This is a genomic window from Fischerella sp. PCC 9605 (assembly GCF_000517105.1).
In the GTDB taxonomy this organism is placed as follows: Bacteria; Cyanobacteriota; Cyanobacteriia; order Cyanobacteriales; family Nostocaceae; genus PCC9605.
The window spans coordinates 1,156,774-1,182,661 of record NZ_KI912149.1; the positions used below are offsets into that span (position 1 = coordinate 1,156,774).

Here is a 25,888-nt window from a genome sequence, read left to right on the forward strand (position 1 = left end):
TGATGAATTAGGGTGAGTCTTGGCAAGAACGCGCTGGCAATACCTGGATCAAGCGGTGGTAATTTGCCAAATACTCCTCTAAAACCTCAAATTGAGGTAAATTCAAGCTGTAATAAATCCAACGTCCTTCTTGACGGGAGATAACTAAATCAGCTTCCTTAAGGGTTTTTAGATGAAAAGAAAGTTTCGACTGACTTACCTCCAAGATCTCACACAAATCACATACGCACAGTTCGCGTTCTCGTAACAATTCTAAGACTTTAATCCGCAATGGTTCAGAAAGAGCATGAAATCCAGAAACAATTGCATTTGGAACGGTTGAGGGGGTTTGCATCAATTCCAAACAGTAAATGTACGTCTTCTCTATTGTGAACTAGAGACAACTGCATCTGCTTGATATTGGATACCAGCTTGTTTAAATCTGTGCAAGACTTCGCCAAAGCGATCGCACTCTGCAATCAAACTGATGCGTACATAGCCTTCACCACCAACACCAAAGGCATTACCAGGAGTGACGACTACACCAGTTTGCTGCAATACCCACAAAGCAAAATCCGTCGAACTCATACCCACAGAACAAGGAACCCACAAATACATTGTCGCCTTAGTTTTAGGGATATTCCAACCCAACTCAGCTAACCCTTGAATCAGAAAATCGCGACGGGTGCGATAGCGATTTTGGACTTCCTGCAAATAAGAATCAGGTAATTGTAAAGCTGTTTCGGCGGCTGCTTGCAAGGCTGCAAAAATACCGTAATCCAGGTTAGTTTTCAGCGTCCGCAAACCTTGAATCACATGGCGGTTGCCAACCACAAACCCGACGCGCCAACCTGCCATATTATAAGTTTTAGACATAGTGTGAAACTCCACGCCAATATCTTTCGCGCCAGGAATTTCTAATAAACTGGTTGGTTGATAGCCATCAAAAGCTAACTCGGCATAACACAAATCGTGTACGAGGAGAATTTCGTATTTGCGGGCAAAGGCAACGATTTCTTCAAAAAATTCCCGGGGTGCTGTGGCAGCAGTCGGGTTGCTAGGATAATTAAAATAAAGAATTTTTGCTTTTTCGGCGACAGCGTCAGGAATTGCTGCCAAATCAATTAACCAGTTGTTTTCTGGTTTGAGAATCAAGCTATAGACATTTCCTCCGGCAATTACCGGGCCGCGAAAATGAACTGGATAAGAGGGGGAAGGTACCAATACCACATCCCCAGGATTGATGTATGCTAGTGCCAGATGCCCCAATCCTTCCTTGGAACCTAGTAGCGGTAAGGCTTCGCTATCTGGATCTAAAACTACTCCATAGCGGCGATGATACCAACTAGTAATAGCACGGCGGAAACTAGCAGTACCCTCAAAGGGAGGATAGCCGTGATTGGCAGGATTTTGCAAAGCTTTGATAGCAGCTTCAATAACTGGCTGCGGTGTCGTGCCATCTGGGTTGCCCATGCCCAAATCAATTAAATCCAGTCCTTGTTCCCGCGCCCTATTTTTGAGTTCATCCAAACGAGCAAATGGATAGGCTGGTAATTTTTGTATGCGTTCAGCTGGGGCGATCCAATCCAAGTTCATCGGAAAAATTATAAATTATGAATTATGAAATGAGTAAGATTATGAACTATGAGATGTTGATGAATAATGAAGTATAAAATGTAAATCACGTTTATACTTTTTTCCATCATTCAGCATTCATAATTCATTAGTTATCTGCTTCTGTGCAATTCGATAATCTCTCCTCCTTAACAGTTGGCGTCAATCCCAACTGGGTGCGATTTCCTTCTACAGGTGCAGTGGTAGAAACCATCGCTGCCATCAATTGTTCTAGCGCAACTTTAAACGGCAATCTGTGAATGTCAGAATTAGGAGCTAAGGCAATTTCCGCAGCAGTTTGCAACTCACTCAAGGTAATATTACCCAATCCTAAATCGCTCAATTTTTGCGGCAGTCCAATTTCGGTGTAGAACTTCAGTAACTGTTGACGTGCAGATGCTGCTAGCTGATTACCTTGAATCATTTCTTCTAAACGCAGTTGCACCAAAATCCCATAGGCGACTTTTTCGCCATGAATACTGCCATGTCTACAAATGTGCGTTAAACCATTATGTACGGCATGAGCAGCAACGGTGCGACACTGAGCACCACCTATACCGCCAATTACTCCAGCCAATAAAACGGTAGCGTCTACAACTTGTTGCCAAACTTCACTACCCGTTTCTTTGAGGGCGGCAGCAGATTTTTGCAAGAGAATATCCCGCAATACTCGCGCTTGTTGTACGGCAGCAACAATCAAGGTTTGTTCTGAGTGTCCGCTGCTTACCGAAGCTTCGTACCATTTGGCGATCGCATCTCCGATTCCCGCTACCAGAGTGCGCGACGGTGCAGTTTGAATCAAATCGTAATCAAGTATCAATAGATCGGGACAGCGATCTAGCGCCACATCATATAAAAATGCCCCCTCATCAGAGTACACATTTGAGAGAGCAGTCCAAGCCGCACAGGTTGCTGCCGAGGTTGGAATTGTTACTACTGGTAATTGCAACTGGTACGCAAGTAATTTTGCTGTATCCAGTGCTTTACCACCACCTACACCAATAATTACATCAGCTTTATGTTCCTTAGCAGCCTCACGTAAAACTTTTAGGCTTGCTTCACTACAATCAGGTGCGTAAGAAGCTTGGGCAAATTGTAAATGCTGCTGTTCTAAAACTGGTTGTAGGCGGGGTTGGATGACTTTGAAAGAGCGATCGCCTCCCACAATCAAAGGACGATTGCCCAAATGAGCGATCGCATCTGATACTTGTGTCAAGATTTGGGAGCCACGGATCACTTTTGCTGGCGCTACCACCAGAGGAAGTAACAAATTAGGAGTTTGAGTAGACAACTGTCCTGTAAATTGATTAATCATATAACTAATTAATTAACAATAGCATTTCACAAAATTTTTTAATATCGGGGAAGTAAAACTAAGTTTGCAACACAAAAAAGTACTAAATTTCAAACCTAGGACTCTTACACTTGCTTAGTTTTCCCAGTGTTTTAATAGCTAGATTAATATCTTAACCAAAAATCAATTAGTAATGTATTTTAAAACACAAAAAGATTATACCTTTTTCAGGAGATTGAGGATAGGTGGAAGTACCCCGCTTGGGTGATGCAAGATCGGTGTTAAAAAACTACACTATACTAAACGCCGCTCCCAAGGGGTAGGAACATGCAATCGGCAAGCGATCACAGCAACACAGTGCCAGAAATGGTGCAGACAGATTTAAACAAGCCAGAACTACGGCTTGGTTCCAGTGGTGAGGCGGTGGAGGAGTTACAACAGCTTTTAACCAAAAGAGGTGTTTATACTGGAAAAATTGATGGCATATTTGAAAAGCTGACGCAAGAGTGTGTAAAAAGATACCAGCGTCGAGTTTTTCTGCCCGATGATGGCATTGTTGGATACAAGACATGGCTAAGCCTATACACAGGTAGACCAGTGGATCTACCAGAGTTGAAAAAAGGTAGCAGCGGAGAATTAGTAATGAAGGTGCAGCGTGTCCTGAAATCAACACAAGATTACATAGGATACGTTGATGGTGAATTCGGACCGATTACAGAAGCCGCTGTACAAACTTGGCAAGTCCGTAACAACCTACCGGATACTGGCATTATTGATGAAATTACTTGGCACGCCCTGAGTAAAATTCGGCAGTAGGCGGAGTGGGGGAGTAATTTTGAATTTTGAATTGTTCATTTCCCCCCCTCTCCCCCTCTTCTTCTTAGGCGTTGGGTTTTGGTAGTTGGGCAAATCTATCGTGGTAAATTTCAATTGCCATTTGCGGATCTTCACGATTAACAAGCGATCGCTTCACCTGACCCAAGTAAAATGGCACAGAAATCCCTGGTTCTGGATGGAGAATAGTACGAGCACGAATGGTCAACTGGTTTTGTCCTGGTTTACCCATACGACCATAAGAATATAAGTCACTTGCTGCTTGGCGCAAAGTTGCTTCTAATTCTGTAGGAGTAATCTCAGGAGAGATTGCAATCACTGTTTGTGTAGCCCCATTATCATAAACCAATTTGTACCGTACTGCCCCAGGAATCACCGTACGGGTCAAAGGGGCTAAGGAGAGGGCAAATAAACCAGCCGTTAGGACTAACATAAAACCCGTCGTACCCACCAACCGAAAGCGCAGCCCCCATTTCAAAATAAAACCCAAGACTGTCAGAGCTGCAAATACCAATGTGGCAATACCCGACCATTGGGCGTACTGAATAAAGTCAGCTTGCGAGAACATAATAATTGACTAACTAGGTGTCTGCTTTTTGGTTACAGATACCTATTTTACGAGTGCGATCGCTCGATTCGAGTCTCAACTCAAACTAGAGTTGCGAATTACTGATTTCGCCTAATGCTAGAGAAGTTTTCATAAAGTGCTAACTATACTGAAATCCCTAACGCGCACCCGACCGATTCGAGTAATTCTGCGCTTCACGTAATTCCGGCAATTGCGCGTCTGCCTGTTGCCACTGCCGCACAAGTTGAGCATAGGTGTTAGCCGCAACCTGTGTATTTCCGTTCTGAGCAGCGGCGCGTGCTGTGCCCAGTAACGAACGTGCGCGATTTTCGTGTCGGCGAAGCGAAGTTGCAAACTGCTCTGCGGCTTGTTTGGGGCGTTTCGCCTGCAAGAGAATCTCACCGAACAACTCGTGGGAGGGTTTGATCAGTTCTGGCGGGCCTAAAGGAGGCGACAGCGATGCTTCCAGGGCAGTTGCCTGCTTCATCGTCGCGATCGCTTGATTAAAGTCGTCTTTGGAAGCGCTCTTGGCAGCGGCTATTTCCAGCCTTTGAATCTCCAGGCGTTTCAGCGCTTGTGCTAGGGCTGGTTCCTGCGTGCCGGAGTACTGCTTGGCGATGGTTTGCAGCTCGGCAATGCTCTTGTCGTCAGCCGCCGAACCTTGCTTGGCAGCCGCCAGACCGCGTACAAATATAGGTAAGGTTTGCAACGACATCAGATCTGCTTGAATCGCCCCATTCTCAGGCTGCGGTGGTTTAGTTTGCCCCGTTGCTCCTGCTGAGGAATTTGCTTTTGTCAGGGTTTGTAACGGTTCAAATAGTTCGTTTGCTGAATCCCAGCGTTCGGTTTCGACCACGAAAGCCGCTGCCATATTTGCGTAAGTGTAAGCACCGTAGTAAAGCTGCAACGGGTTATTAGGCGAGGATGCGGCTAGTTCCTTTCGCATCTGCGTGAGCAACTGATTGGCATTGCTGTAGCGCCCCTGTTGCAGGTAGATGTAGTTTAGCCAGTGTAGGCTGTGATAACCCTCCAGGTCGCTTGCGTTGACCGGGCGGTCTTTGGGCTTTTCCTGGATATCCGAAGCTGCCCACGACGCTTCGTTCGAGGCGGCCGCTTCTGACCACATCCCCAGTTGCAGGAAGATGTGCGAGGGCATGTGCAGCGCGTGAGGCACGTCAGGAGCGATTTCAGCGTAACGTCGTGCGGCGTCGAGTGCTTTAGCAGCATTTTCGGGATCGTCATAGGCGTGGATGACGTAATGTGCTGCACCGGGATGATTGGGATTCTTTTTGTAAACGTCTGAAGCGATTTCGCCTGCACGCAACCGGGTTTGCAAACCCCCAGGATCTCCTGGCTGAACAGTCCCCATTAAAGAAAGTGCGTAGAAGAGCGCTGCATCTTCATCGTCCGGGTACTCCCGATAGATTTTTTCCATCGCGGCGGAGTACGCCCTGTCACGAGTAGCTTTATCACCCTTACCGTACAAAACCTTTACCGCATTCAAATAAGCTTGCTCTCTAGGCGTTAATTTCGGGGTGACTTTAATCTTCTCAAGCACCTTGCGTGCCGCTTCAGTCTCTTGCGGATCGCCCCAGATCGGGTGATTGTGCGCCATTGCCTCACCCCAATACCCCATCATGAAATCGGGTTCAATTTTGGTAGCGGCACGAAACTCCTCTAGAGCGACTGGATACCAGAAGGAATGAAGTGCAGCGACTCCGCGCCGGAAGTGGGCTTGCGCTTGTTGCGATCGCGCAGAGGTGGGGAAATCGACCGTACCCAGTTTGCTCAATTTCGCTGGCTGTGCCTTTGTCTCAGTGGTAGGTGTCGTAGTCGTTCTTGGCTGGAATTGCTGTGCGTTTGTGCAGGCAGTAAGGGTTGCCATCATGAATGCGACTAGTAAAAGTGGCACTCTGTAGGAAAGCAACATAGGATTACCTCCTTCCGCCTGTATAGGTGAATTCAGTTAGAATACCCTTTCATAGTGCTTACTGCATAGACACATCGCTACTACCTTGAGAAGTAACTTTGCGATCGCGCGTCTAAAGTTATTAGTGATACACAAATGATTGCAGGTCGCTCTAAATCTCCCTTTCTAAGGGGGACTTTGACAATGATTTCCCGACAATCAACTACCAATAAACAACCACCAAAATATAGATAAGGGCATCTATAAAAGATGCCCATTTTGCAGGAAAACACCCACAAAGGGTGAACCTACACCTTCCCAACAATCAGCAACAGTGACTAATGTCTGATTAGTCACACTCACAGTCACAGACGTGAATATAGTAATTTTATTAACTTAAAAATAAAATGCCGCCTGTATAAATACTGAAAATATTCTGACTGCTATTCTAGCTAACTGCGATGAGCTACAAGCTTTTCGTGTTGATTGTAGCGATAGACTACACCAGAAATGGCAGCAATCGGCAACCACGAAAGTGTATTTAACCGCAAATCAAAGAAGGTAACATCAAACGTATTAAATAATACCCAAGCACCGAAAACTACCAAATAACTAAAAAATATCAATCTATCTTCTGGATCGAGAGATTTGGAATTTTGCAAAAATTGGACGCCCGCAATAAATATCCAAACGAGTAAGGCACAAAATAGAATTGTTGCGGGTAAGCCTGTTTCAGCAGATAGCATCAAAAATAAGTTGTGGGGATGACCTAACCAAATATTCATCTGCGCTTCATACAGCTGGGTGAAATTGCGTAATCCCCAACCAGTCCAAGGCCGCTGCTGAGTTAGTGACCAAGCAAATTGCCACTGGGTTTTGCGAAGTAAGACTACAGGTCTATCTGAATACATTTGGTCGTTTAACCGTGCCCAAAAGTAAGCTGGCACAAATTTGCGGAACAACTTAGCAATTGCAGAAGGAGCAAAAGCAGCTAACAGCACACTCGTAACTACAGCGGTGACGCCAGCAACCAGAATGCGCCAGCCTTGATAAAGTGCATAAACTAAACAGGCAAAAACAGCGATCGCCCACGCATTCCGCGAGTTGGTCAAAATTAATGCCACAAAATTAGCAATCACTACCACAGTGAGGAAGAGGGGGATACGCAGGGACGCAAGGACGTGGGGACGCGGAGAATAACTAATGACTCTTGTCTTCTGATAAGCTTCCAGCCATAGTCCCAAGCTAAGGATAAAAACTATCACCAAATAACCAGCAAGAATATTAGCGTACATGAAAACAGAAGCCATGCGACCTGGCGGGTTTCCTCCTGATGCGATCGCCCAACCAAAAGTGCTTTGCCATTGTGGTGGAGTAGTCCAACCCCAAAACAATTGCCCCAAGCCAATACTCACTACTGGTACAGAAGTGATTACCAAAATCCAAGACAGTTGTCGCAGTTGCGCTGGTGTCTGGATGAGGGCGCTAAAGGCAGCGAAAAATAGAATGAATGGTAAGAAATTAAATAAGCCAAGAATTGCTACCTTTTGATCAAAAGCAAAGCCAGTGCTAATGATTAGCAATATACCTAAAAGCGCAAATCCCAAATTTTGGGGGCGGCGAATAATTGTGTGGTATTTTTGGAACCATGTTCCTAACAATACCAAAACTAAAATCACCGCCCCCCAAAATGGAATTAATGGAAAGATGAGCAGTCCTAGCTGAGCAGAATTCCAAGAAAACTGCAAACTAGGATCGGGATGTCGCAAAAAAGGTAATTTGTACTTTGTCATTTGTCATTTGTTTGTTGTTTGTTGTTTGTTGTTTGTTGGTTGTTGATTGTTCCAAGCAACTACCAACTACCAACTAATAACCAATGACTAATGACTATTTCGTCAAGCTAACTCCCAACATTCAGCACGAGTGAGGCGAATTTGAGCCAAAGCGAAGATGGTTGGTATAATCCGACCGTAGTTGGTAGCGATCGCTCTCCACCCCAAATCCGCAAAAAACCAAGCCCACATCATCGGCCCTAAAAAGGCAAACATACCGCGAACTGCTCCATAACGAGCTGCATTCACAGCCATGCCTCGCCGTGCCATTTGTAAAACAACATAGTTTTGAAATTGAGTTGTCGCAACTGCCCCACCTTGGAGGCTAGCTTGTCTGGCAACTTGATAGGTGGCAAAGTGCATGGCAAATTGACGGGCAATTTGTTTGAGTAGCAGCGGTTGGATTACGGAGGTGACAGCCAAAGCACTACCTCCTTTAAAAAGCAGTCCCAAAGGATCGGGCTGCAAAGTCAATGGTAGCGGTTCGTCTAGTTGTGATTTTGCTAACTGGCGCTGCACTCGTACAGTTAGTTTTTGTTTTTCCTTTTCTGGGAGTTTTTTCCACACCCGCCCCAGCAGATGTAAAAAAACTTCTGCTTCTAAATCAATAGTTGACAGATCATTAGAATAGGGGATTTTTAAATACTTACATACTTGGATCAGTGCTTGTCGGTACGTTACCTGATTTGTACGTCCCCGCAATACCGTCACCCCATCAGCCGCCAAAAAGCGAAAGCGCTGTTCTAATGCATCCAGCCAAGCTTCTCGACCTTGGCTTTGTACTTCTATCGGTTCAGGTGTCTGAACGTAGTCTAGAGGATTGAACTTACGGCTAAACAGAATTGCCGTCAAGTCCTGTAATTCGTCTTCGGTAGCGAGCTCGAGTGCTGCCCTGAGTTCGTCCAATTTCCCTTCCTCCCTTCCATGCAGCTTTTTCTGTACCTTATTCTACTATTAGCTTTCAGCTGTCATTTGTTTGTTATGAGTTGTTGGGTGTTGGTTGATGGCTGGTGATGCCACTAAATAAGACTGGAAAACAGCCAAAAATGTTGATTTTACATGAATTTTTCGATTTGACACCCAATCCCCAGTCCTCTTTACTTGAAAAATTTTTTGAATGCGATCGCCTAAATGATTCCGAAGAGCGATCGCAGTTTTTGTAATGTGGAATGATTGAAGCAAAAATTGTTACAAATTGATAGTGATTAATGTGGCGGTTATCTCAAAAGCGATGTTATGCTTTTAGACCTAACGCTACTTCTTAATACAGAAATTAAAATTCATGTTACATGGTTGCTCAATGCAACCAGTTTACCTTGCTGCTTAGAAATTTATTTACGAGTAGTTCAGCTATTTTGCCATCATTAAAATTTAGTTTTTTAATTCTTCTCGAATAAGTCAGTTAATTTTATTTCTTAAAATTATTTTTATTAATTTTTTGTATTCTTTACTACATCAATTGCACGAGTTTATAATGAGTTTTGTGTATTTTTCCGCCAAAAAGTCAGGGAATTGAAATAATTAGCATTAGATACACCATAAATAGCCTTAACCAGTGTATCTATAAATGGTTTAAGTATTCGTTGACTGACAGATGCAATTTTATTTATATAAGCTGATCCTACTTCATCACATTTTGTGTTGATATAAGGTTCGGCTTCTAGATAAAGCCTCGATTACTTAAATTCACGGCTAATTACTGGTTGTAATGACAACTCGCTAAGATACACCCTCATATCGAAGACAAACAATTAACTGAATAAAAAAGGAGTTAAAAGCTGATGAAAACAGTACTCAATTTATCGCAGCAATCAGTAATAGCAGAAATTGAAAGTGTTTTAGATACTTATCCATATCATCCTTATCAACAAGCTTTTGCTATTCCTGAGTTGCGTCAAGAACTAATTACCTTCGTCTTTAGCCGTATTCCTTGTTGTTACAGTGCTATTGAACCCGATCGAGCTTGCTGGCTAGATTACAAGTTACCCCGCAGTCCTCTAGAACATCAAATACATTTACAGAATTTGATTCACCAAGGTATTTATTCAATCATGCAAGAAAAAAGTGATTGGATCAGCCGTCACCTTTGTGAAACAGTTCAACCAGGTTGTGAACCTTCTCATTGGTTTGGATAAATATATTTTTGTTGGTTGTTGTTTGTTGGTTGTTGTTTGTTGGTTGTTGTTTGTTGGTTGGAATAACCAAGCATTAACTACCAACAACTAACAACCTTATTCTTTTAACGGATCATGTCCCCAATTCATCAACGAGTAGCGCCAACGTGTGTGTTCAATATCGCCATCAGGTTTTTGTGCTGAATGGCGATGAATATAACTGATGACTTTTTTCATGTGCGATATATCATCATCAGTGTAATAATCCTTTTTCTTTTGCAACAGTTCAACGATACGTTTACCCGATTGATGTCCGATTGATTCTGAGTTTTCATTCTTTTATCCAACGGATTGAGATTCTTCTGTTTTTAACCAAGAATCTAGTTCGTTAGTTGTCATGTTGATTGAAGAATGAAACTCATCAATCACTGATTTAACATCTTTACTCATCAGGCTGTATTACTCCTCTAACTTCTCAAGAGTATCAGGTTTGTGAGCCGCCTGTTTTCCGCTTTTGTCGCTTTCAACCAAATACTCGGGGTTATCTTTTGAAGCACTGACATAGTGTCCTTTAATCTCTGTGGGTGAGGTGAGTTTCTTTTTGATCTCACCAGTAGTTTCACCTTGAGATGTATTCCACTTAACTTTGTCACCTTTTTTAAATTCTTCAGTCATAGATTATGCACTCTTTGATGATTTATACCTGCTAATTATGTTGACAATAGGAGAGTAATTAATCAGTCTGTTGATAGAAAAAACGCTACCGATCACCCTGGTGTAAGGATATTTTTGTCACTTACTCAATTAGAAAATAAGTTTCGTCAAATGAAAAAGAGAGCGCGATCGCCAAAGAACCCGCCGCCCTCCTCATCTACATATGAGGGTAAATCTGCATTTAGCCCAAACACCTAGAAAAAATGGGTATCGCCGCGGCTATCTAATTACATTAGGGAGCTAGCTTCATCGGATACTAAAACTTGGGTAAATCCTATGCTGACTTGATCAATTCATTAAATATTCTTTTAGGGTAACTGCATGGCTGTTGAAAAAGTTGAATGGTGGCAATTAGCTTTACAGTTTAAAGGTTCAGTTATCACAGCAATTTATAAACGTGTTCTCTGGTGTGGGCTGTTTGGTTTTTTTGTTTCTGTACTTTACTATTTAAAGCAGCCTGTATCTCAGCCAATTTTAGGGACTGTTATTCCTAGTATTGTTTTAGGTTTATTACTGGTTTTTCGCACTAATACGGCTTATGAACGCTTTTGGGAAGGTAGAAAATGCTGGGGGAATATTGTCAATACCGTTCGCAATCTAGCACGACAAATTTGGGTATCAGTAGACGAATCATCCCCGGAAGATAAAGACAAAAAAATTTCAGCATTATGGTTATTAGTAGCATTTGCTGTAGCAACAAAATTGCATTTGCGGGGAGAACCTGTAAATAGTGAATTAGAAGAATTAATGCAGCAATCTAAATATATCAAACTAAAAACCATGAACAACCCACCTTTAGAGGTGGCTTTTTGGATTGAAGATTATTTACAACAGCAGTACAACCGTAATTGCCTCAATAGTTATCAATTGACAGCGATGCGAGAATTGTTAAACATGCTGGTGGATAATTTAGGTGCTTGCGAGCGTATTTTGAAAACACCAATACCCTTAGCATACGCTATTCATTTAAAACAATTATTATTACTATATTGCTTCCTACTACCGTTTCAAATGGTGGAGAGTCTTGGTTGGTGGACAGGTTTAATTGTGGCGTTAATTAGTTTTACTTTATTTGGGATTGAAGCTATTGGCTTAGAAATAGAAAATCCCTTTGGTTACGATATTAATGATTTGCCATTGGATGCAATTTGCAATACCATGAATCGCAATATCGATGATTTAATTAGTCTTACTCCTAGCAGTCATTTCTACAAAGATTGAGTTCAGAGAATTGATATAGAAAAGTTGTCAATTTAACTATCCTATAGCACGTTTTACTTGCCATGTTTGTTCATCTTCACAACCGCCGAATTCCCTTTTCCAAACCCTGACACACACCAGTGAGAAAATTTAAATCCAAAGTAGCAATAGTATCGCTGGGTTTGTGATAGTGTGGATTCCGCAAAAATGCCGTATCTGTAATCATCATTGCTGGATAACCTGCATCCCAAAAAGGTGCATGATCGCTTAGTCTGGTTTGGCGGACGATATGGCCTTTATTGGGAACTGGTAGCCACTGACTGGGGACGCCAACTTTACGAATGCTGCGACTAATGCCAATTAAATCTCGCAATGTTCGCCAATTACCAATTAAACCAATAAAATCACCACGACTGGGGTAGATGTGTTGTAAAGGAGGCGGGTAAGTTTGAGAACCAGGGGTAGAATTGCAATAACCTAACATCTCTAGAGAGATCATTAGGCGTAGCGGTTGCTGTTGTTGCTGTAACTTGGCTGCATACTCGGTGCTACCCAACAAACCGTATTCTTCCATATCGAAAGCCACCAGTTGTAGGGGATATTTTATCGGTTCTGTAGCAAACATTCTTGCTAACTCCAACAATACTGCTACACCTGTAGCATTATCATCAGCCCCTGGTGAACCAGGTACAGCATCATAATGGGCACCAATTAAAATTGGTGGCAAATCTCCCTTTTCTGAGGGGGCAGCAGAGGGTAAATTTAAGATGAGATTTTTGCAGGCTTTAGTACCCACATAGAAGGTGTGGATATCCACACTCCCCCACTTGGCAAATGAGGCGCGAATGTATTCTTGGACAAAGAAATGGCCAGCACTTGCCATGTAAGGATCGCGATCGCGCGCTATCTCATTAAGATGAGTTTCCAGTTGGTTCTTTAAATTCACAAGATTCTAGCAGCGAACCTGGTTGACCGTGTATTTATCAACAGCAAGATACAATAAATCAAGCATTAGTTCTAAACAAATAATTTTTATATAGAGATACTAGGAGAAGCGTAGCGCATGGGCAAGGTAGTAGGCATCGACTTAGGGACGACAAACTCTGTAGTCGCCGTCATGGAGGGTGGCAAGCCGGTGGTTATTGCCAATGCAGAAGGTATGCGAACAACTCCCTCCGTAGTTGGCTTTAGCAAAGATGGTGAACGCCTAGTTGGACAAATGGCGCGGCGACAAACCGTCCTCAATCCTCAAAATACCTTTTTTGCAATCAAACGCTTCATTGGGCGCAGGTATAGCGAACTCAACCCAGACTCGAAGCGAGTACCTTACACCATCCGTAAAGATGAAGTCGGCAATATTAAAATTGTATGCCCTCGCCTGAATAAAGAGTTCGCCGCAGAAGAAATTTCGGCAATGGTTCTCAAGAAACTGGCAGAAGACGCTAGTAAATATCTAGGTGAACCAGTCACAGGGGCAGTGATTACCGTTCCCGCTTATTTTAATGATTCTCAACGGCAGGCAACACGGGATGCTGGTAGAATTGCTGGTTTAGACGTATTGCGGATTCTCAACGAACCTACCGCCGCTTCTTTGGCTTATGGCTTAGATCGCGGTGAGATGGAAACAATCTTAGTATTTGACTTAGGTGGTGGCACGTTTGACGTGTCAATTCTCGATGTTGGTGATGGCGTCTTTGAAGTCAAATCTACCAGCGGCGATACCCAACTTGGTGGTAATGACTTTGATAAGAAAATTGTCGATTGGTTGGCAGAACAGTTTTTGGAACAAGAAGGGGTAGACTTAAGACGCGATCGCCAGGCCCTCCAACGCTTGATGGAAGCTGCGGAAAAAGCCAAAATCGAACTTTCGGCAGTCAGCGTTACCGATATTAACTTACCCTTTATCACCGCTACCGAAGATGGCCCCAAACATCTGGAAACCCGCCTGACTCGTTCCCAGTTTGAAGGCTTGTGCGATGACTTGTTAGGGCGGTTGCGTATACCCGTAAAACGGGCGCTAAAAGATGCCGGACTTACCCCTAGAGACATTGATGAAGTCGTGTTGGTAGGCGGTTCAACACGGATGCCAATGGTACAGCAACTAGTACGGGCAATGATTGGCGTAGAACCCAACCAAAACGTCAACCCTGATGAAGTTGTGGCAGTTGGTGCAGCCATTCAGGCAGGCATTCTCGCAGGCGAACTTAAAGATGTTCTGCTGCTAGATGTTACACCCCTTTCCCTGGGATTGGAAACTATTGGTGGCGTCAAAAAAGTACTGATTCCCCGCAACACAACTATCCCCGTTCGCCGTTCTGATATATTTTCGACGTCAGAAAATAATCAAAACACTGTGGAGATTCACGTAGTCCAAGGCGAACGGGAAATGGCAGTGGATAACAAATCTCTGGGGCGTTTCAAGCTGTATGGTATTCCTCCAGCACCTCGCGGCATTCCGCAAATTCAGGTATCATTTGATATTGATGCTAACGGAATTCTCCAGGTAACTGCACTAGATAGAACTACGGGTCGAGAACAAAGTATCACGATTCAAGGCGCTTCAACCCTTAGCGAAAGCGAAGTTCAACAGGCGATTCGAGAAGCTGAGAAATTTGCCGATCAAGACAGACAGCGTAAAGAGAGAGTAGAAAAACGTACCCGTGCTGAGGCTTTGATTTTGCAAGCTGAAAGACAACTGCGAGAAGTGGCGTTGGATTTTGGTATGGCATTTGCCCGCACCCGTCGTCAACAAATTGACAATATCTGTCGAGAACTACGCGAGAGTTTACAGCAAAACGACGAACGCGGGATTGATCAAGCTTACGCCGATCTGCAAGATGCATTGTATGACCTCAACCGGGAAGTCCGGCAGTACTACGCTGAAGAGGAAGACGATGATTTGTTTGGTGCGATCAAAGACATCTTTACTGGTGGCGATAAAGAACGCGATTATCCACGGGAGACGCTGCGCGATCGCGATTACTATGACAAAGACTATGACCGAAACTCCAGTAGGGATTATGACAGAGGTTATAGCAGAGACTACAACAGTAGAGACTATGACAAAGGCTATGGCAAAGACTATGGTCGAAGTCCTAGTAGAGACTATGACAGAGATTATGGTAGAGACAATCGGTCTTCTTCCTTTGACAGCGGTTCTTCACGCCGATCTCGTCCCAGCTATCAGGATAACTGGGATGATGACGATGATTGGTTGTAAAGTTTGCTAGGTGGGAAACCCCACCTCGCTTTCTTCAGAATACCTATAGTAGTTGAAAAGGTAATAAAATTGATTCGTAATTCGGATTTAATAATTAATAATTGGTAATAAGGAAAAGTAGTAGTTAGTGGTTAGTGGTTCTTTGTTGGTAGTTGGTAGTTGGTAGTTATTAGGTGTTTGGAACAAACAACAACCAACAAACAACAGCCAACAATCAACAGTTCACTGCTATTGTTTAAAAATTTTCAAATCTAAAATCTAAAGTTAAACAGCTGACTATGCAGAATTTGCGGAATTTTCGCGATTACTACGAAATGTTGGGAGTATCTAAAGATGCTACAAATGAAGAAATTAAAAAGACTTATCGGCGTTTAGCCAGGCAGTATCACCCGGATCTTAACCCAGGGAACAAAGCAGCAGAAGAAAAATTTAAGGATATAAGCGAGGCTTACGAAATTCTTTCCGATGCAGCTAAGCGGGCGCAGTACGATCAGTTTAGCCGCTATTGGAAGCAAAAAGGCTTCGACAAACAAGCACAAAAAAGTAAACCTTGGGGAGTAGATAACCGTTCTAACGGTCGCAATACTCAGGATGTAAATCCTGGCAATTATTCCGATTTTACTACATTTATTAATGAAGTTATCGGTGTAAGAACCAGTAAAAACGGCACAGCTACGGCTACTAATACCACTAGCGATCCGTTTCGTACTCCCAGAACAAAAGTTGCATATACACCAAACCAACGCCCTGCGCGTCGAGATATCGAGGCGAAATTGTCTTTACCCTTAGAAAAAGCATATCACGGTGGGTTGGAGAGAATTCGCTTAGAAGATGGGCGATCGCTAGAAGTGGGTATGCCCGCAGGTATGGTTACGGGTCAAACGATTCGTCTGCGAAATCAAGGGATTAATGGTGGTGATTTGTACTTAAAAATTACTGTCGACCCTCATCCTATTTTCAGGCTTGAAGGCACAGATGTTTATTGTCAAATCCCAATTACTCCCAGCGAAGCAGTATTAGGAGGACAGGTAGAAGCACCCACCCTTGATGGCTTGGTCAAAATGACAATTCCCCCTGGAGTTAGGTCTGGGCAAAGATTGCGTTTGTCTGGAAAAGGCTACCCCAGCGAGAAAGGTAAACGTGGCGACCAATTGGTGGAAATTCAAATAGTTACTCCCAAAAATATTAGTGCAGAAGAACGGGAATTGTACGAAAAAATTCGGCAGATTGAAACTTTTAAACCCCGCGCTGATTTGTTTTCGTAGCAATGAATAAATTGTTTGTCGAACAAACTCGTAAATGAGTTAGCTGTGGGAGCATTTGGTTCTAGGTTTAAAAAACATTCTCATGTCATCTTGGCGAGAAATCAGAAGTGAAGTTTTGCAAAGAGATAACCGCAAGTGCCAAGTATGTGGTAAGGAATACAGCGGCCAGGTACATCACGTTATTCCTAAAAGTAAAGGCGGAACGAATGACCTGTCAAATTTGATTACACTTTGCGGTCGGTGTCATATGTTAATCAGTCCTGTACCCGAGTGGCTGATTACCAAACTATGGAATATTCCACCAGAAGAAATCTCCTCTGCTGCGGCGGCGGTGCAAAATCGCATTGATCAAGTAATGGCGACGCATTCTAAGAGGGAAGAGTGGAGGAGTGGAGGAGAGGGAGAGGGGGGAGTGGGGGAATAATCATAACCACTAACCACTAACTACTAACCACTAACAACCTTTAAGGTTAGTAGGTTTAAAATATTAGAAATTAGAGAAATAGAGTTTGTCGCTAGGTGAATAAAACAGCTGTGAATCAGAATGGGGTAATGCCACAAAGCAGTGAACCCACCTATTACACCTTGCTAGGGCTGCATCCTTCCGCATCGGCAATTGAAATCCGTCGTGCTTATCGGGAGTTAAGCAAACGCTATCATCCCGACACTACTGACTTGCCTACAGTCATTGCTACTGCCAAATTTCAGCAACTTAACGAAGCTTACGCCACCCTCAGTAACCCAGAACGACGGTTAAGCTATGACTTAAGAATTGGCTATTCCCGCTTTGGCGTCATTCAAGCACCACCCGATTTAAACCATCCTGTTTCTTATTCTTACGACTGGTCTAAATCTGCTTATCTGGAGGCTAGCGATCGCCCCCTCTCACCAGGTGAAATTTTTGCTTTGTTTATCTTGGGTATAACATTTTTGGGTTGTTTGCTACTGGCGATCGCCATTGGCCTAACTCGTGGTGAGGCCGCTTTCCAAACTCAACTAGTACAACCAACTCCTGTAGTACAGCAGGAATTTACCCAAACAACATATAAATGATGAATTACGATTGATAAATTGTAATATATCTTAACGATTCTCTTGAAAAATTCATAATTCATAATTCATAATTCATAATTCCTATGTCTCTTCCTCCCGCTGACACACCACTGTATAACCATCCCCTCCCCGAAATTGAACAGTGGTTGAAAGAACAAGGCTGTCAACAAGATGAAATGCAGTTGCATTGCTGGCACGTGCAGCGCCCCTCTTGGAAAGCCGAACTTTGGCTTGATGTAGAGCAAATCATAGTCCGATATCTCCATGCTGCGGAAGATGGGCAAGATATCCAACGCGCCTTCAAGTATTCCCTGAGTCGGCAAGATATAGAACAGGCGGTGTTTTCTGGCCCGTAGAAGAGGAGTGGGGGAGTGGAGGATGGGGGGTGGGGGAACTGCATAAAATTCTCCTCCTCTCCCACTCTTCCCCTCTCCCACTCTTCTTCAGACTTTCCCAAACCGCCTCTCCCGCTGCTGGTAGGCACACAAGGCACGATGGAATTCGCTACGGTCAAAATCCGGCCAGAGGGTGTCAGTTATATAAATTTCTGAATAAGCTATTTGCCAGAGAAGGAAATTCGAGACTCGCATTTCTCCACTGGTGCGAATTAATAAATCTGGGTCACAAATACCAGTAGTATAAAGATGACGTTCAAATGTCGCCTCGTCAATTTCATCTGGCTGGATTAAACCTTGCTGTACTTTTTCGGCGATCGCACGGCAAGCTTGGATAATTTCTTGTCTACCTCCATAATTAGTTGCCACAGTAAACCGGATACCGCGATTATCTTGTGTTTCTTCTACCGAACGGGAAATTTCTGCTTGTAGCGATCGCGGCAAAGAAATTAAATTGCCCACAAACCTAATTTGCACATTCTCATTGACCATTTCCCGCAGTTCTTGACGCAAAACCCGCTGAAATAGGGTCATCAAAAAATCTACTTCTTCGTGCGGTCTTCCCCAGTTTTCGGTCGAAAAAGCGTAGGCTGTGAGTGCTTCAATTCCCCAATCTTTACAACAGCGGAGCAAATCCTTTAAGGCATCTACTCCCCGCTTGTGACCCATAATTCGGGGTAGCCCTTGACGCTTTGCCCATCGACCATTGCCATCCATAATCACTGCAACGTGTTTGGGCAGTAGTTCTCTTTTCAAGTCAGGGGGCAGATATTGCAGTTCAGTTTGTTGTGCTGTCATTTTTTGTCTCGCGATGCGGTCGATGGTAATCCGAGTAAACGTGAAACCAGTGCTAAAGCCTGACTACGAATCTGACGACCCAAACTAAGTAAACCAGGAGCAACAGCTTCCCGATCTACAGTTGGCGAAAATCGAGCCTCTAAAGACTCTTTCAGTTTCGTGATCGTCAGTGGTCTATTTAGGGTTCCCCTTTCCGCTAAAGAAATAGAACCTGTTTCTTCAGATACAACGACACAAATGCAATTTTCGACCCGCTCAGTTATTCCCATCGCTGCCCGATGGCGTGTTCCCAACTGGCGCGAAGCTGTGCGTCCCGAAAGCGGTAAAATTATACCAGATGCTACAATCCGTGAACCTCGTATCAATGTAGCACCATCGTGTAACAAAGTTTTCGGTTGAAAAATTGTCTGTATCAGTTCTTTAGACACCTCAGCATTCAGTTTTACTCCTGGCACAGAAAAATCCCGCTCATCAATCGGGCCCGTCGTTTCTATAATTAGTAGCGCACCTATCCGGTTTTTCGACAGTTCTCTAACTGCTTCGACGATTTCATCAATTACACTATCAGATTTGGGAACTACCAGACGGGATGGTTGAAATAACTGCCAAAATTCGCCACGTCCTAATTGTTCTAAAAACCGACGAAATTCTGATTGGAGAGCAACTGCCATTGCTACAGCGCAACCAATCACCAGCTTTTCCAGCACAAAATTTAGCAGTTGCAGCTGCAACCTACCACTGATTGCTGATGCCAGCATCAGAATAATAAATCCTCGCACCATCCAAAGTGTCCGGCGCTCACTGATAATAACAAGTATCATGTAGGTCAGCGCCAGTACTAAGACAATATCCAGAGTCTCAAGTAGCAAGAGCTGAGACCACCCTAGGTTTGTCAGCCATTGCTTCCACCAATCTCCCATGACATCTGGACTAAACCCTTTGCCTCTAAATAAAGTAAGTCATTAGTCATTAGTCATTAGTCATTAGTCAATAGTTCCTGGCTAATGACTAATGATCCTTACGGGTACTCTGCGAGAAGCCGCCCTGCGGGCGTCTACATGGGGTAAACCCCCTTTGGAGCGCGCTGGCTCACCAAGGACTAATGACTAATTTTTTAATCTTTCTGGTAGGCAATCCTGTCGAATCAAGTCTTGATAAGTTTCGCGTTGCAAAATCAAATTTGCTTCGCCATTCGCCACTACAACAGCTGCCGGTCGGGGCAGGCGATTGTAGTTAGATGCCATACTGTAATTGTAAGCACCAGTTGCCATAACTACGAGTACATCCCCTGGTTCAGTTTTGGGCAGCTGAGCATTATGAATCAGAATATCCCCTGATTCACAATGTTTACCAGCAATTGTGACTGTTTCTGTTAGGGGAGCAGACATCCGATTGGCCACTACAGTACGATACACTGACTGGTAAGTAATAGGACGGGGGTTATCAGACATCCCGCCATCAATTGCTAGGTAGGTGCGGATATCGGGAACAACTTTAGATGAACCTATAGTGTAGGCTGTGATGCAGGCTGTGGCAATTAGCGATCGCCCAGGTTCGCAAAGTAATTTCGGTAGAGGCAAGTTTTCTGCTGCACAAGCGGTTTGAATCACTTCACAAATGGGTTTTACCCACTCTTCAATGCTGGGCGGATCATCCGATTCTATATATTTGATCCCTAAACCACCACCAACATTTAACTCTGTTACAGTTAAACCGTAATCAGCCGCTTTACTCATCCACTGCACCATCACCGCAGCTAAATCCTGATGCGGTTGGCGTTCAAATATTTGGGAACCGATATGAGCGTGTAACCCCACACAGTTTAGGACAGATTGCTTACTGACAAAAGTAAACAATTCATCCAAATCATTGGGATCAAAGCCAAACTTACTATCCAGGTGTCCTGTACGAATATATTCGTGGGTGTGGCACTCGATCCCCGGGGTTAGCCGCAACATAATCCGGATGGGAGATGAAGAAGACGCGGAGAGTGGGGGAGTGGGAGAGGGGGAGAAATTTTCATTTACATTCCCCGCGTCCCCGTGTCTTTGTGTCTCCGTGTCCTCTCCTAACTCCACCAAGGTATGCAACTCATACCAGTTATCCACGACGATCGTGCAACCGGACTGGATTGCCAAAATCAATTCTTCCCGAGATTTATTATTTCCGTGGAAGTAGATTTTTTCCGGACTCGCACCTGCATTCAGGGCAGTGTAGAGTTCGCCTCCAGAAACGACATCAATTCCCAAACCTTCTGATGCGGCGATCGCACAGACTGCTAAACAACTCCATGCTTTGGAAGCGTACAATACTTGAGATTCACCCTTATAGTAGCGCTGGCAACTTTCCCGGTATTGGCGGCAAGCCGTTCGCAGGGTTTCTTCATCTAAAATATACAACGGTGAACCAAATTGCTGCACGAGAGTTGTCACATCACAACCCCCTATTTCTAGGTGGTCTTGACTGTTAACTTTCGCACTCAGCGGTAAAATTTCCTGATTTGGTGAAACATTGATATTGTTACTGCTTGTTTGCGGTAAATACTGTTTAGCAGAAAGTTGAACCCCACCAGGGTGAGTCGATACCATAACTATTAATAGTTGTCCTTGTCTTAATTACAAGCGATTAGCGGGTATGCCGATTCCCAGTTTACCGAATAACGCGCTTCTTCGCCCCTGCCTTTTGGTTCTGGAATAGTAGTGATTTGGCGCAAGGGTAAGGGGCAAAGGGAAAAGGTAATTTACTTTACTCTTTTGCCTTTTCCCTGTAAGCGACCTATAGCCATCAATATTTGCGTAGTCAATTACTAATTGCACCAACACAACCTCGCCAAAGATAGATAATTTTTCTCTGGCTTGGAAGTATCAAAAAATAAACTAGTCTTGGGGATTGGGTAATGGGGATTGGGTAAAGGTTAAAGGGTAAAGGGTAAAGGAATTTATTAACCTTTCACCTTTGTTGCCAGTCGCTACAACCCAACGGCTCTTTCTACAACGGAGGGAACCACCAAGGGCGCACTCACTCACCCTGCACCGAAGCCGCTACGCGTCTATGGGCGGCTTCCCGTAAGGGTAGGGCGTCTACGGGAACCTCCAAGGGCGCACTGGCTCCTCTTTTCCTCTTCCCCCTCTTGTTTTTCCCATGCCCCTTGCCCCATACCCTTTGGCTTCTGTCTTCTTGTCAGTGGAATTACCAACAAAGCGTGAGCAAATCGAAATTAGAACTGAAATTAATAACAACACCAGATTTGAATGCGGTGCTGGAGCTAGATATGGCTTGTTTTGGCGGTTTTTGGACACTGGAAGCTTACCAAAGAGAGTTAGACAGCCCTAACAGCGTTTTACTTGGTTTATTTGCGCCTTTCTCTCCGTTAGAACTTCTGGCAATGGGTTGCTATTGGTCAATTTTAGAAGAAGCCCACATTACAATTTTGGCGGTTCAACCCCAATACCAAGGGCAAGGATTAGGACAGGCAATGCTATATTCTCTGCTTAAGACTGCTCACGATCGCGGCTTGGAACGAGCTACCCTCGAAGTACGAGTTTCGAATCAAGCAGCTATTTCTTTATATCAAAAATTTGGGTTTAAAACTGCTGGACGGCGGCGACGTTACTACAAAGATAATGATGAGGACGCGCTGATTCTTTGGTTAGGAGATATGCAATATCCAGAATTTCAAAATACTTTGGAAAACTTACGTGCCAAAATCAGCGATCGCCTCAGTCAATTTTCTTGGTATTTAGTCAATAGTCATTAGTCATTAGTTAATGGTTAGTGGTTAGTAGTTAGTGTTTGTTAACTATGCCCAATGCCCGATGCCCAATGCCCAGTGCCCACTCCCCCATCTCCCCATCTCCCACTCCCCTGTAAGAGGTATAGTTGAGCAATAAGCTGTTAATTTTATTAACTTAAAATAATTTTTACTTTCACACTGTATATTATAAAAAATTATCATATTGTTCAAAAAGGTATTGACAGTAACCTAAATATATGGTATATATCTCTACTTGGGATTGGCATTAAAAACTCATAAATCTAAACTTTTCGTCTGTAGTCAATCTCCAGAAAAGACGGTAAATTCAAGCTCCTCAATACATAGTCAATAAAAAGTAATAAATAGCAAACAATTTCCCATCAATCCTGGGTGATCCTGGTTGAATGTCTATTTCTTTATACAGACATTCAACTTATTTGGCTGTGCTAAAATCAGCGTACCGGCACGACGCAGGTGATGGGAAAAATGCCATGTTTGAACGCTTCACAGAAAAAGCCATTAAGGTAATCATGCTGGCCCAGGAAGAGGCACGCCGCCTGGGACACAATTTTGTGGGTACCGAGCAGATCCTCCTGGGTCTGATTGGAGAAGGTACCGGAGTGGCGGCCAAGGTGCTGAAATCTATGGGCGTCAATCTCAAGGATGCTCGGATTGAGGTAGAAAAAATCATAGGTCGAGGATCGGGCTTTGTCGCTGTGGAAATTCCGTTTACGCCACGGGCAAAGCGGGTTCTAGAACTATCCTTGGAAGAAGCGCGCCAATTAGGGCATAACTACATTGGCACCGAGCATCTGCTGTTGGGCCTGATCCGAGAAGGGGAAGGTGTAGCAGCCAGGGTGCTAGAAAACCTGGGCGTGGATCTCTCTAAGGTTAGAACTCAAGTAATCCGGATGCTGGGAGAAACCGCTGAGGTGGGCGCTCCCGGTGCTCAATCAGGACGCAATAAGACCCCGACCTTAGATGAATTCGGCTCCAACTTGACGCAAATGGCGTTGGATGGCAAGCTCGATCCCGTGGTGGGACGCGCCAAGGAAATCGAGCGGGTGATTCAGATTTTGGGTCGCCGCACCAAAAATAATCCGGTGCTGATTGGAGAACCAGGGGTCGGTAAGACCGCGATCGCCGAAGGTTTAGCGCAACGCATTGGCAACAAAGATGTCCCCGACATTTTGGAAGACAAGCGCGTAGTCACATTAGATATTGGTTTACTCGTAGCAGGAACAAAGTACCGAGGTGAATTTGAAGAGCGTCTGAAGAAAATCATGGATGAGATTCGTCAGGCGGGAAATGTAATTTTAGTAATAGACGAAGTACACACCTTAATTGGTGCGGGTGCGGCGGAAGGCGCTATTGATGCGGCGAACATCCTCAAGCCAGCCTTGGCCAGAGGTGAATTGCAGTGCATTGGTGCCACAACTCTAGATGAATACCGCAAACACATTGAGCGGGATGCAGCCCTAGAACGTCGCTTCCAGCCAGTGATGGTCGGTGAACCAACTGTGGATGAAACAATAGAAATTTTGCGGGGTCTGCGGGATCGCTACGAGCAACACCACAAACTGAAGATTTCCGACGATGCGTTGATTGCGGCGGCGAAATTGTCCGACCGTTACATTAGCGATCGCTATCTACCAGATAAAGCCATCGACTTGATTGATGAAGCTGGTTCTCGGGTACGCTTGATTAACTCCCAACTGCCACCTGCAGCCAAGGAATTAGACAAAGAACTGCGCCAAATATTAAAAGAAAAAGACGACGCAGTTCGCGCCCAAGATTTTGACCGCGCTGGAGAACTACGCGATCGCGAAATGGAAATCAAAGCCGAAATTCGCGCGATCGCTCAAAGCAAGGCTGGTGGTGGTCGTGCAGATGGCGAAGAACCTGTAGTTAACGAAGAAGACATTGCCCATATTGTTGCTTCTTGGACAGGCGTACCGGTGAACAAACTCACCGAATCCGAGTCCGAAAAGTTGCTACACATGGAAGACACCTTGCATCAGCGCCTAATTGGTCAAGAAGATGCTGTGAAAGCAGTTTCACGGGCAATTCGCCGCGCTCGTGTTGGCTTAAAGAACCCCAACCGACCCATCGCTAGCTTTGTCTTCTCCGGGCCTACTGGTGTAGGTAAAACCGAGTTGGCAAAAGCATTGGCATCTTACTTCTTCGGTTCCGAAGAAGCAATGATCCGCCTGGATATGTCCGAATACATGGAACGCCACACCGTCTCCAAGTTAATCGGTTCGCCTCCAGGTTACGTTGGCTACAACGAAGGCGGTCAACTCACCGAAGCAGTACGCCGTCGTCCTTACACCGTGGTGCTGTTCGACGAAATCGAAAAAGCGCACCCCGATGTCTTCAACATGCTGCTGCAAATTTTGGAAGACGGTCGCTTAACCGATGCTAAGGGTCGTACAGTTGACTTCAAGAATACCTTGCTAATTTTGACATCCAACATTGGTTCCAAGGTGATTGAAAAAGGTGGTGGCGGTATTGGCTTCGAGTTCTCTGAAGACGCTAGCGAGTCGCAGTACAACCGAATTAAGTTCTTGGTGAATGAAGAACTGAAGAACTACTTCCGTCCAGAATTCCTCAACCGTCTGGATGAAATTATCGTCTTCCGTCAACTGAGCAAGGAAGAGGTAATGCAAATTGCCGATATCATGCTCAAGGAAGTATTCGGTCGCCTTACCGAAAAAGGAATTTCTTTGGAAGTTACCGATCGCTTCAAAGAGCGGCTGTTGCAAGAGGGTTACAACCCCAGCTACGGTGCAAGACCGTTACGTCGGGCAATTATGCGCTTGCTAGAAGATAGCCTCGCAGAAGAGATTCTGTCTGGTCGTATCAAGGAGGGTGACGTCGCTATTGTTGATGTGGAAGAAGGCGGTACTGTGACAGTACGCGCCGAACAGCGCCGAGAATTGATGACTCCTGGTGTTGAGTAGATTTTAGGTTTTGGAATTTGAATTTAGTCTGAAATCTAAAATTTAGAAATTGAAAACGGTAGAGGATGAAAATCCTCTACCGTTTTTTTGTTGTACTGTGCGATCTACACTTGCAGCGATTGTGAAAACATCTGTATTTATTTTGCATTTTCTTGCAGTCAGCCTCGCACAAACTCTTAGGCAGTGAAATTACGATATGTAATGTATTTAATCCCTTCATGATATTGCGCTTTGAGCGCTACAACCTTTATGAAACTTAGATTAAAACAATCGCTACAGCGGCTGAGGTTCCTACGAATCTTCGGGCTAATCTTGATTTTATTAATAAGTATGAAGTTGCTTTTTGCTTGTACCAATCAGTCAACGGAAGTTGTGAAGCTAT

24 protein-coding genes and 1 pseudogene are annotated in these 25,888 nt (G+C 44.2%); 11 read left to right on the forward strand and 14 right to left on the reverse strand.

The features are described from left to right. Positions 1 to 7: 7 nt before the first annotated feature. From FIS9605_RS0119920 to FIS9605_RS37560, 3 genes are all read right to left on the reverse strand, one after another. Positions 8 to 334 carry an ArsR/SmtB family transcription factor gene (locus FIS9605_RS0119920; RefSeq protein WP_026734172.1) on the reverse strand — a complete coding sequence of 109 codons (327 nt, stop codon included), beginning with the start codon at positions 332 to 334 and terminating at the stop codon, positions 8 to 10. 29 nt (positions 335 to 363) lie between these two features. Next, a complete protein-coding gene (locus FIS9605_RS0119925; RefSeq protein WP_026734173.1) occupies positions 364 to 1,575 on the reverse strand; it encodes an aspartate aminotransferase in 1,212 nt (403 codons plus the stop codon). A gap of 127 nt (positions 1,576 to 1,702) precedes the next feature. Continuing rightward, positions 1,703 to 2,908: an iron-containing alcohol dehydrogenase family protein gene (locus FIS9605_RS37560; RefSeq protein WP_051470076.1), complete on the reverse strand. Its 1,206-nt coding sequence runs from the start codon at positions 2,906 to 2,908 to the stop codon at positions 1,703 to 1,705. Between the two features lie 306 nt (positions 2,909 to 3,214). Here FIS9605_RS37560 and FIS9605_RS0119935 point away from each other — a divergent pair, with 306 nt between their 5' ends. After that, positions 3,215 to 3,703 (forward strand): peptidoglycan-binding domain-containing protein, encoded by a 489-nt coding sequence (locus FIS9605_RS0119935; RefSeq protein ID WP_026734174.1) that lies wholly within the window; start codon positions 3,215 to 3,217, stop codon positions 3,701 to 3,703. 64 nt (positions 3,704 to 3,767) lie between these two features. On the opposite strand, the gene FIS9605_RS0119940 is transcribed toward FIS9605_RS0119935, so the two are convergent. The 3 genes from FIS9605_RS0119940 to FIS9605_RS44185 form a co-directional block, all read right to left on the reverse strand. Continuing rightward, the gene (locus FIS9605_RS0119940; RefSeq protein WP_026734175.1) at positions 3,768 to 4,289 is read right to left on the reverse strand and encodes a Ycf51 family protein; all 522 of its coding nucleotides are present in this window, start codon (positions 4,287 to 4,289) and stop codon (positions 3,768 to 3,770) included. 157 nt (positions 4,290 to 4,446) lie between these two features. After that, positions 4,447 to 5,235: a hypothetical protein gene (locus tag FIS9605_RS44180; protein ID WP_197036087.1), complete on the reverse strand. Its 789-nt coding sequence runs from the start codon at positions 5,233 to 5,235 to the stop codon at positions 4,447 to 4,449. Beyond that, positions 5,204 to 5,413 carry a hypothetical protein gene (locus FIS9605_RS44185; protein ID WP_197036088.1) on the reverse strand — a complete coding sequence of 70 codons (210 nt, stop codon included), beginning with the start codon at positions 5,411 to 5,413 and terminating at the stop codon, positions 5,204 to 5,206. Before FIS9605_RS44185 ends, FIS9605_RS44180 begins: the two co-directional genes overlap by 32 nt. A gap of 578 nt (positions 5,414 to 5,991) precedes the next feature. Here FIS9605_RS44185 and FIS9605_RS42850 point away from each other — a divergent pair. Further along, positions 5,992 to 6,189: a hypothetical protein gene (locus tag FIS9605_RS42850; protein ID WP_155960468.1), complete on the forward strand. Its 198-nt coding sequence runs from the start codon at positions 5,992 to 5,994 to the stop codon at positions 6,187 to 6,189. A gap of 461 nt (positions 6,190 to 6,650) precedes the next feature. On the opposite strand, the gene FIS9605_RS0119950 is transcribed toward FIS9605_RS42850, so the two are convergent. After that, entirely contained in the window at positions 6,651 to 7,991 is a 1,341-nt protein-coding gene (locus tag FIS9605_RS0119950) for an O-antigen ligase family protein (protein ID WP_026734176.1), read from the reverse strand. Between the two features lie 102 nt (positions 7,992 to 8,093). Next, on the reverse strand, positions 8,094 to 8,936 hold the full coding sequence (locus tag FIS9605_RS0119955; RefSeq protein ID WP_026734177.1) for a YaaW family protein: 843 nt from the start codon (positions 8,934 to 8,936) through the stop codon (positions 8,094 to 8,096). Positions 8,937 to 9,811: 875 nt separating this feature from the next. Here FIS9605_RS0119955 and FIS9605_RS0119965 point away from each other — a divergent pair. Continuing rightward, a complete protein-coding gene (locus FIS9605_RS0119965) occupies positions 9,812 to 10,165 on the forward strand; it encodes a hypothetical protein (protein ID WP_026734178.1) in 354 nt (117 codons plus the stop codon). Positions 10,166 to 10,261: 96 nt separating this feature from the next. On the opposite strand, the pseudogene FIS9605_RS37570 reads toward FIS9605_RS0119965, so the two are convergent. Then, positions 10,262 to 10,594, reverse strand: a pseudogene (locus FIS9605_RS37570) (DUF3140 domain-containing protein). A 9-nt stretch (positions 10,595 to 10,603) separates the two neighbouring features. Beyond that, positions 10,604 to 10,819, reverse strand: a complete 216-nt coding sequence (locus FIS9605_RS0119980) for a DUF2945 domain-containing protein (protein ID WP_026734179.1) — start codon at positions 10,817 to 10,819, stop codon at positions 10,604 to 10,606. A 360-nt stretch (positions 10,820 to 11,179) separates the two neighbouring features. Between FIS9605_RS0119980 and FIS9605_RS0119985 the strand changes: the two genes are divergently transcribed. Beyond that, positions 11,180 to 12,079 (forward strand): bestrophin family protein, encoded by a 900-nt coding sequence (locus FIS9605_RS0119985; RefSeq protein ID WP_026734180.1) that lies wholly within the window; start codon positions 11,180 to 11,182, stop codon positions 12,077 to 12,079. Between the two features lie 76 nt (positions 12,080 to 12,155). Here FIS9605_RS0119985 and FIS9605_RS0119990 read toward each other — a convergent pair whose 3' ends face one another. Beyond that, complete coding sequence (locus tag FIS9605_RS0119990) at positions 12,156 to 13,004, reverse strand: M28 family peptidase (protein ID WP_026734181.1); 849 nt, start codon at positions 13,002 to 13,004, stop codon at positions 12,156 to 12,158. 117 nt (positions 13,005 to 13,121) lie between these two features. On the opposite strand from FIS9605_RS0119990, the gene dnaK reads away from it, so the two are divergent. The 5 genes from dnaK to FIS9605_RS0120015 all read left to right on the forward strand — a co-directional run bounded on the left by dnaK (position 13,122) and on the right by FIS9605_RS0120015 (position 17,952). Continuing rightward, positions 13,122 to 15,278, forward strand: a complete 2,157-nt coding sequence (gene dnaK / locus FIS9605_RS0119995) for a molecular chaperone DnaK (RefSeq protein ID WP_026734182.1) — start codon at positions 13,122 to 13,124, stop codon at positions 15,276 to 15,278. A gap of 278 nt (positions 15,279 to 15,556) precedes the next feature. Continuing rightward, on the forward strand, positions 15,557 to 16,543 hold the full coding sequence (locus tag FIS9605_RS0120000) for a DnaJ C-terminal domain-containing protein (protein WP_026734183.1): 987 nt from the start codon (positions 15,557 to 15,559) through the stop codon (positions 16,541 to 16,543). Between the two features lie 82 nt (positions 16,544 to 16,625). Further along, positions 16,626 to 16,967 carry an HNH endonuclease gene (locus FIS9605_RS37575; RefSeq protein ID WP_035139972.1) on the forward strand — a complete coding sequence of 114 codons (342 nt, stop codon included), beginning with the start codon at positions 16,626 to 16,628 and terminating at the stop codon, positions 16,965 to 16,967. 128 nt (positions 16,968 to 17,095) lie between these two features. Then, positions 17,096 to 17,596 carry a J domain-containing protein gene (locus FIS9605_RS0120010; RefSeq protein WP_035139973.1) on the forward strand — a complete coding sequence of 167 codons (501 nt, stop codon included), beginning with the start codon at positions 17,096 to 17,098 and terminating at the stop codon, positions 17,594 to 17,596. Between the two features lie 83 nt (positions 17,597 to 17,679). Next, the gene (locus FIS9605_RS0120015) at positions 17,680 to 17,952 is read left to right on the forward strand and encodes a DUF3143 domain-containing protein (RefSeq protein ID WP_026734185.1); all 273 of its coding nucleotides are present in this window, start codon (positions 17,680 to 17,682) and stop codon (positions 17,950 to 17,952) included. Positions 17,953 to 18,039: 87 nt separating this feature from the next. Here FIS9605_RS0120015 and uppS read toward each other — a convergent pair whose 3' ends face one another. The 3 genes from uppS to lysA all read right to left on the reverse strand — a co-directional run bounded on the left by uppS (position 18,040) and on the right by lysA (position 21,377). Next, positions 18,040 to 18,789 (reverse strand): polyprenyl diphosphate synthase, encoded by a 750-nt coding sequence (gene uppS, locus FIS9605_RS0120020; protein ID WP_026734186.1) that lies wholly within the window; start codon positions 18,787 to 18,789, stop codon positions 18,040 to 18,042. Then, positions 18,786 to 19,709, reverse strand: a complete 924-nt coding sequence (gene cdaA / locus FIS9605_RS0120025; RefSeq protein WP_026734187.1) for a diadenylate cyclase CdaA — start codon at positions 19,707 to 19,709, stop codon at positions 18,786 to 18,788. Before cdaA ends, uppS begins: the two co-directional genes overlap by 4 nt. Before the next feature lie 186 nt (positions 19,710 to 19,895). Next, entirely contained in the window at positions 19,896 to 21,377 is a 1,482-nt protein-coding gene (gene lysA, locus FIS9605_RS0120030) for a diaminopimelate decarboxylase (protein WP_026734188.1), read from the reverse strand. Between the two features lie 614 nt (positions 21,378 to 21,991). Between lysA and rimI the strand changes: the two genes are divergently transcribed. Both rimI and FIS9605_RS0120040 read left to right on the forward strand, forming a co-directional pair. Then, positions 21,992 to 22,546, forward strand: a complete 555-nt coding sequence (gene rimI / locus FIS9605_RS0120035; protein ID WP_026734189.1) for a ribosomal protein S18-alanine N-acetyltransferase — start codon at positions 21,992 to 21,994, stop codon at positions 22,544 to 22,546. Between the two features lie 488 nt (positions 22,547 to 23,034). After that, complete coding sequence (locus FIS9605_RS0120040) at positions 23,035 to 25,506, forward strand: ATP-dependent Clp protease ATP-binding subunit (RefSeq protein WP_026734190.1); 2,472 nt, start codon at positions 23,035 to 23,037, stop codon at positions 25,504 to 25,506. The last annotated feature ends 382 nt before the right edge of the window (positions 25,507 to 25,888 follow it).

Coding starts and splice junctions, on each gene's coding strand:
- FIS9605_RS0119920 (WP_026734172.1), bottom strand. CDS start 334: ATGCAAACCCCCTCAACCGTTCCAAATGCAATTGTTTCTGGATTTCAT.
- FIS9605_RS0119925 (WP_026734173.1), bottom strand. CDS start 1,575: ATGAACTTGGATTGGATCGCCCCAGCTGAACGCATACAAAAATTACCA.
- FIS9605_RS37560 (WP_051470076.1), bottom strand. CDS start 2,908: ATGATTAATCAATTTACAGGACAGTTGTCTACTCAAACTCCTAATTTG.
- FIS9605_RS0119935 (WP_026734174.1), top strand. CDS start 3,215: ATGCAATCGGCAAGCGATCACAGCAACACAGTGCCAGAAATGGTGCAG.
- FIS9605_RS0119940 (WP_026734175.1), bottom strand. CDS start 4,289: ATGTTCTCGCAAGCTGACTTTATTCAGTACGCCCAATGGTCGGGTATT.
- FIS9605_RS44180 (WP_197036087.1), bottom strand. CDS start 5,235: ATGCGAAAGGAACTAGCCGCATCCTCGCCTAATAACCCGTTGCAGCTT.
- FIS9605_RS42850 (WP_155960468.1), top strand. CDS start 5,992: ATGAAGTGCAGCGACTCCGCGCCGGAAGTGGGCTTGCGCTTGTTGCGA.
- FIS9605_RS0119950 (WP_026734176.1), bottom strand. CDS start 7,991: ATGACAAAGTACAAATTACCTTTTTTGCGACATCCCGATCCTAGTTTG.
- FIS9605_RS0119965 (WP_026734178.1), top strand. CDS start 9,812: ATGAAAACAGTACTCAATTTATCGCAGCAATCAGTAATAGCAGAAATT.
- FIS9605_RS0119980 (WP_026734179.1), bottom strand. CDS start 10,819: ATGACTGAAGAATTTAAAAAAGGTGACAAAGTTAAGTGGAATACATCT.
- FIS9605_RS0119985 (WP_026734180.1), top strand. CDS start 11,180: ATGGCTGTTGAAAAAGTTGAATGGTGGCAATTAGCTTTACAGTTTAAA.
- dnaK (WP_026734182.1), top strand. CDS start 13,122: ATGGGCAAGGTAGTAGGCATCGACTTAGGGACGACAAACTCTGTAGTC.
- FIS9605_RS0120000 (WP_026734183.1), top strand. CDS start 15,557: ATGCAGAATTTGCGGAATTTTCGCGATTACTACGAAATGTTGGGAGTA.
- FIS9605_RS37575 (WP_035139972.1), top strand. CDS start 16,626: ATGTCATCTTGGCGAGAAATCAGAAGTGAAGTTTTGCAAAGAGATAAC.
- FIS9605_RS0120010 (WP_035139973.1), top strand. CDS start 17,096: ATGCCACAAAGCAGTGAACCCACCTATTACACCTTGCTAGGGCTGCAT.
- FIS9605_RS0120015 (WP_026734185.1), top strand. CDS start 17,680: ATGTCTCTTCCTCCCGCTGACACACCACTGTATAACCATCCCCTCCCC.
- uppS (WP_026734186.1), bottom strand. CDS start 18,789: ATGACAGCACAACAAACTGAACTGCAATATCTGCCCCCTGACTTGAAA.
- cdaA (WP_026734187.1), bottom strand. CDS start 19,709: ATGGGAGATTGGTGGAAGCAATGGCTGACAAACCTAGGGTGGTCTCAG.
- lysA (WP_026734188.1), bottom strand. CDS start 21,377: ATGGTATCGACTCACCCTGGTGGGGTTCAACTTTCTGCTAAACAGTAT.
- FIS9605_RS0120040 (WP_026734190.1), top strand. CDS start 23,035: ATGTTTGAACGCTTCACAGAAAAAGCCATTAAGGTAATCATGCTGGCC.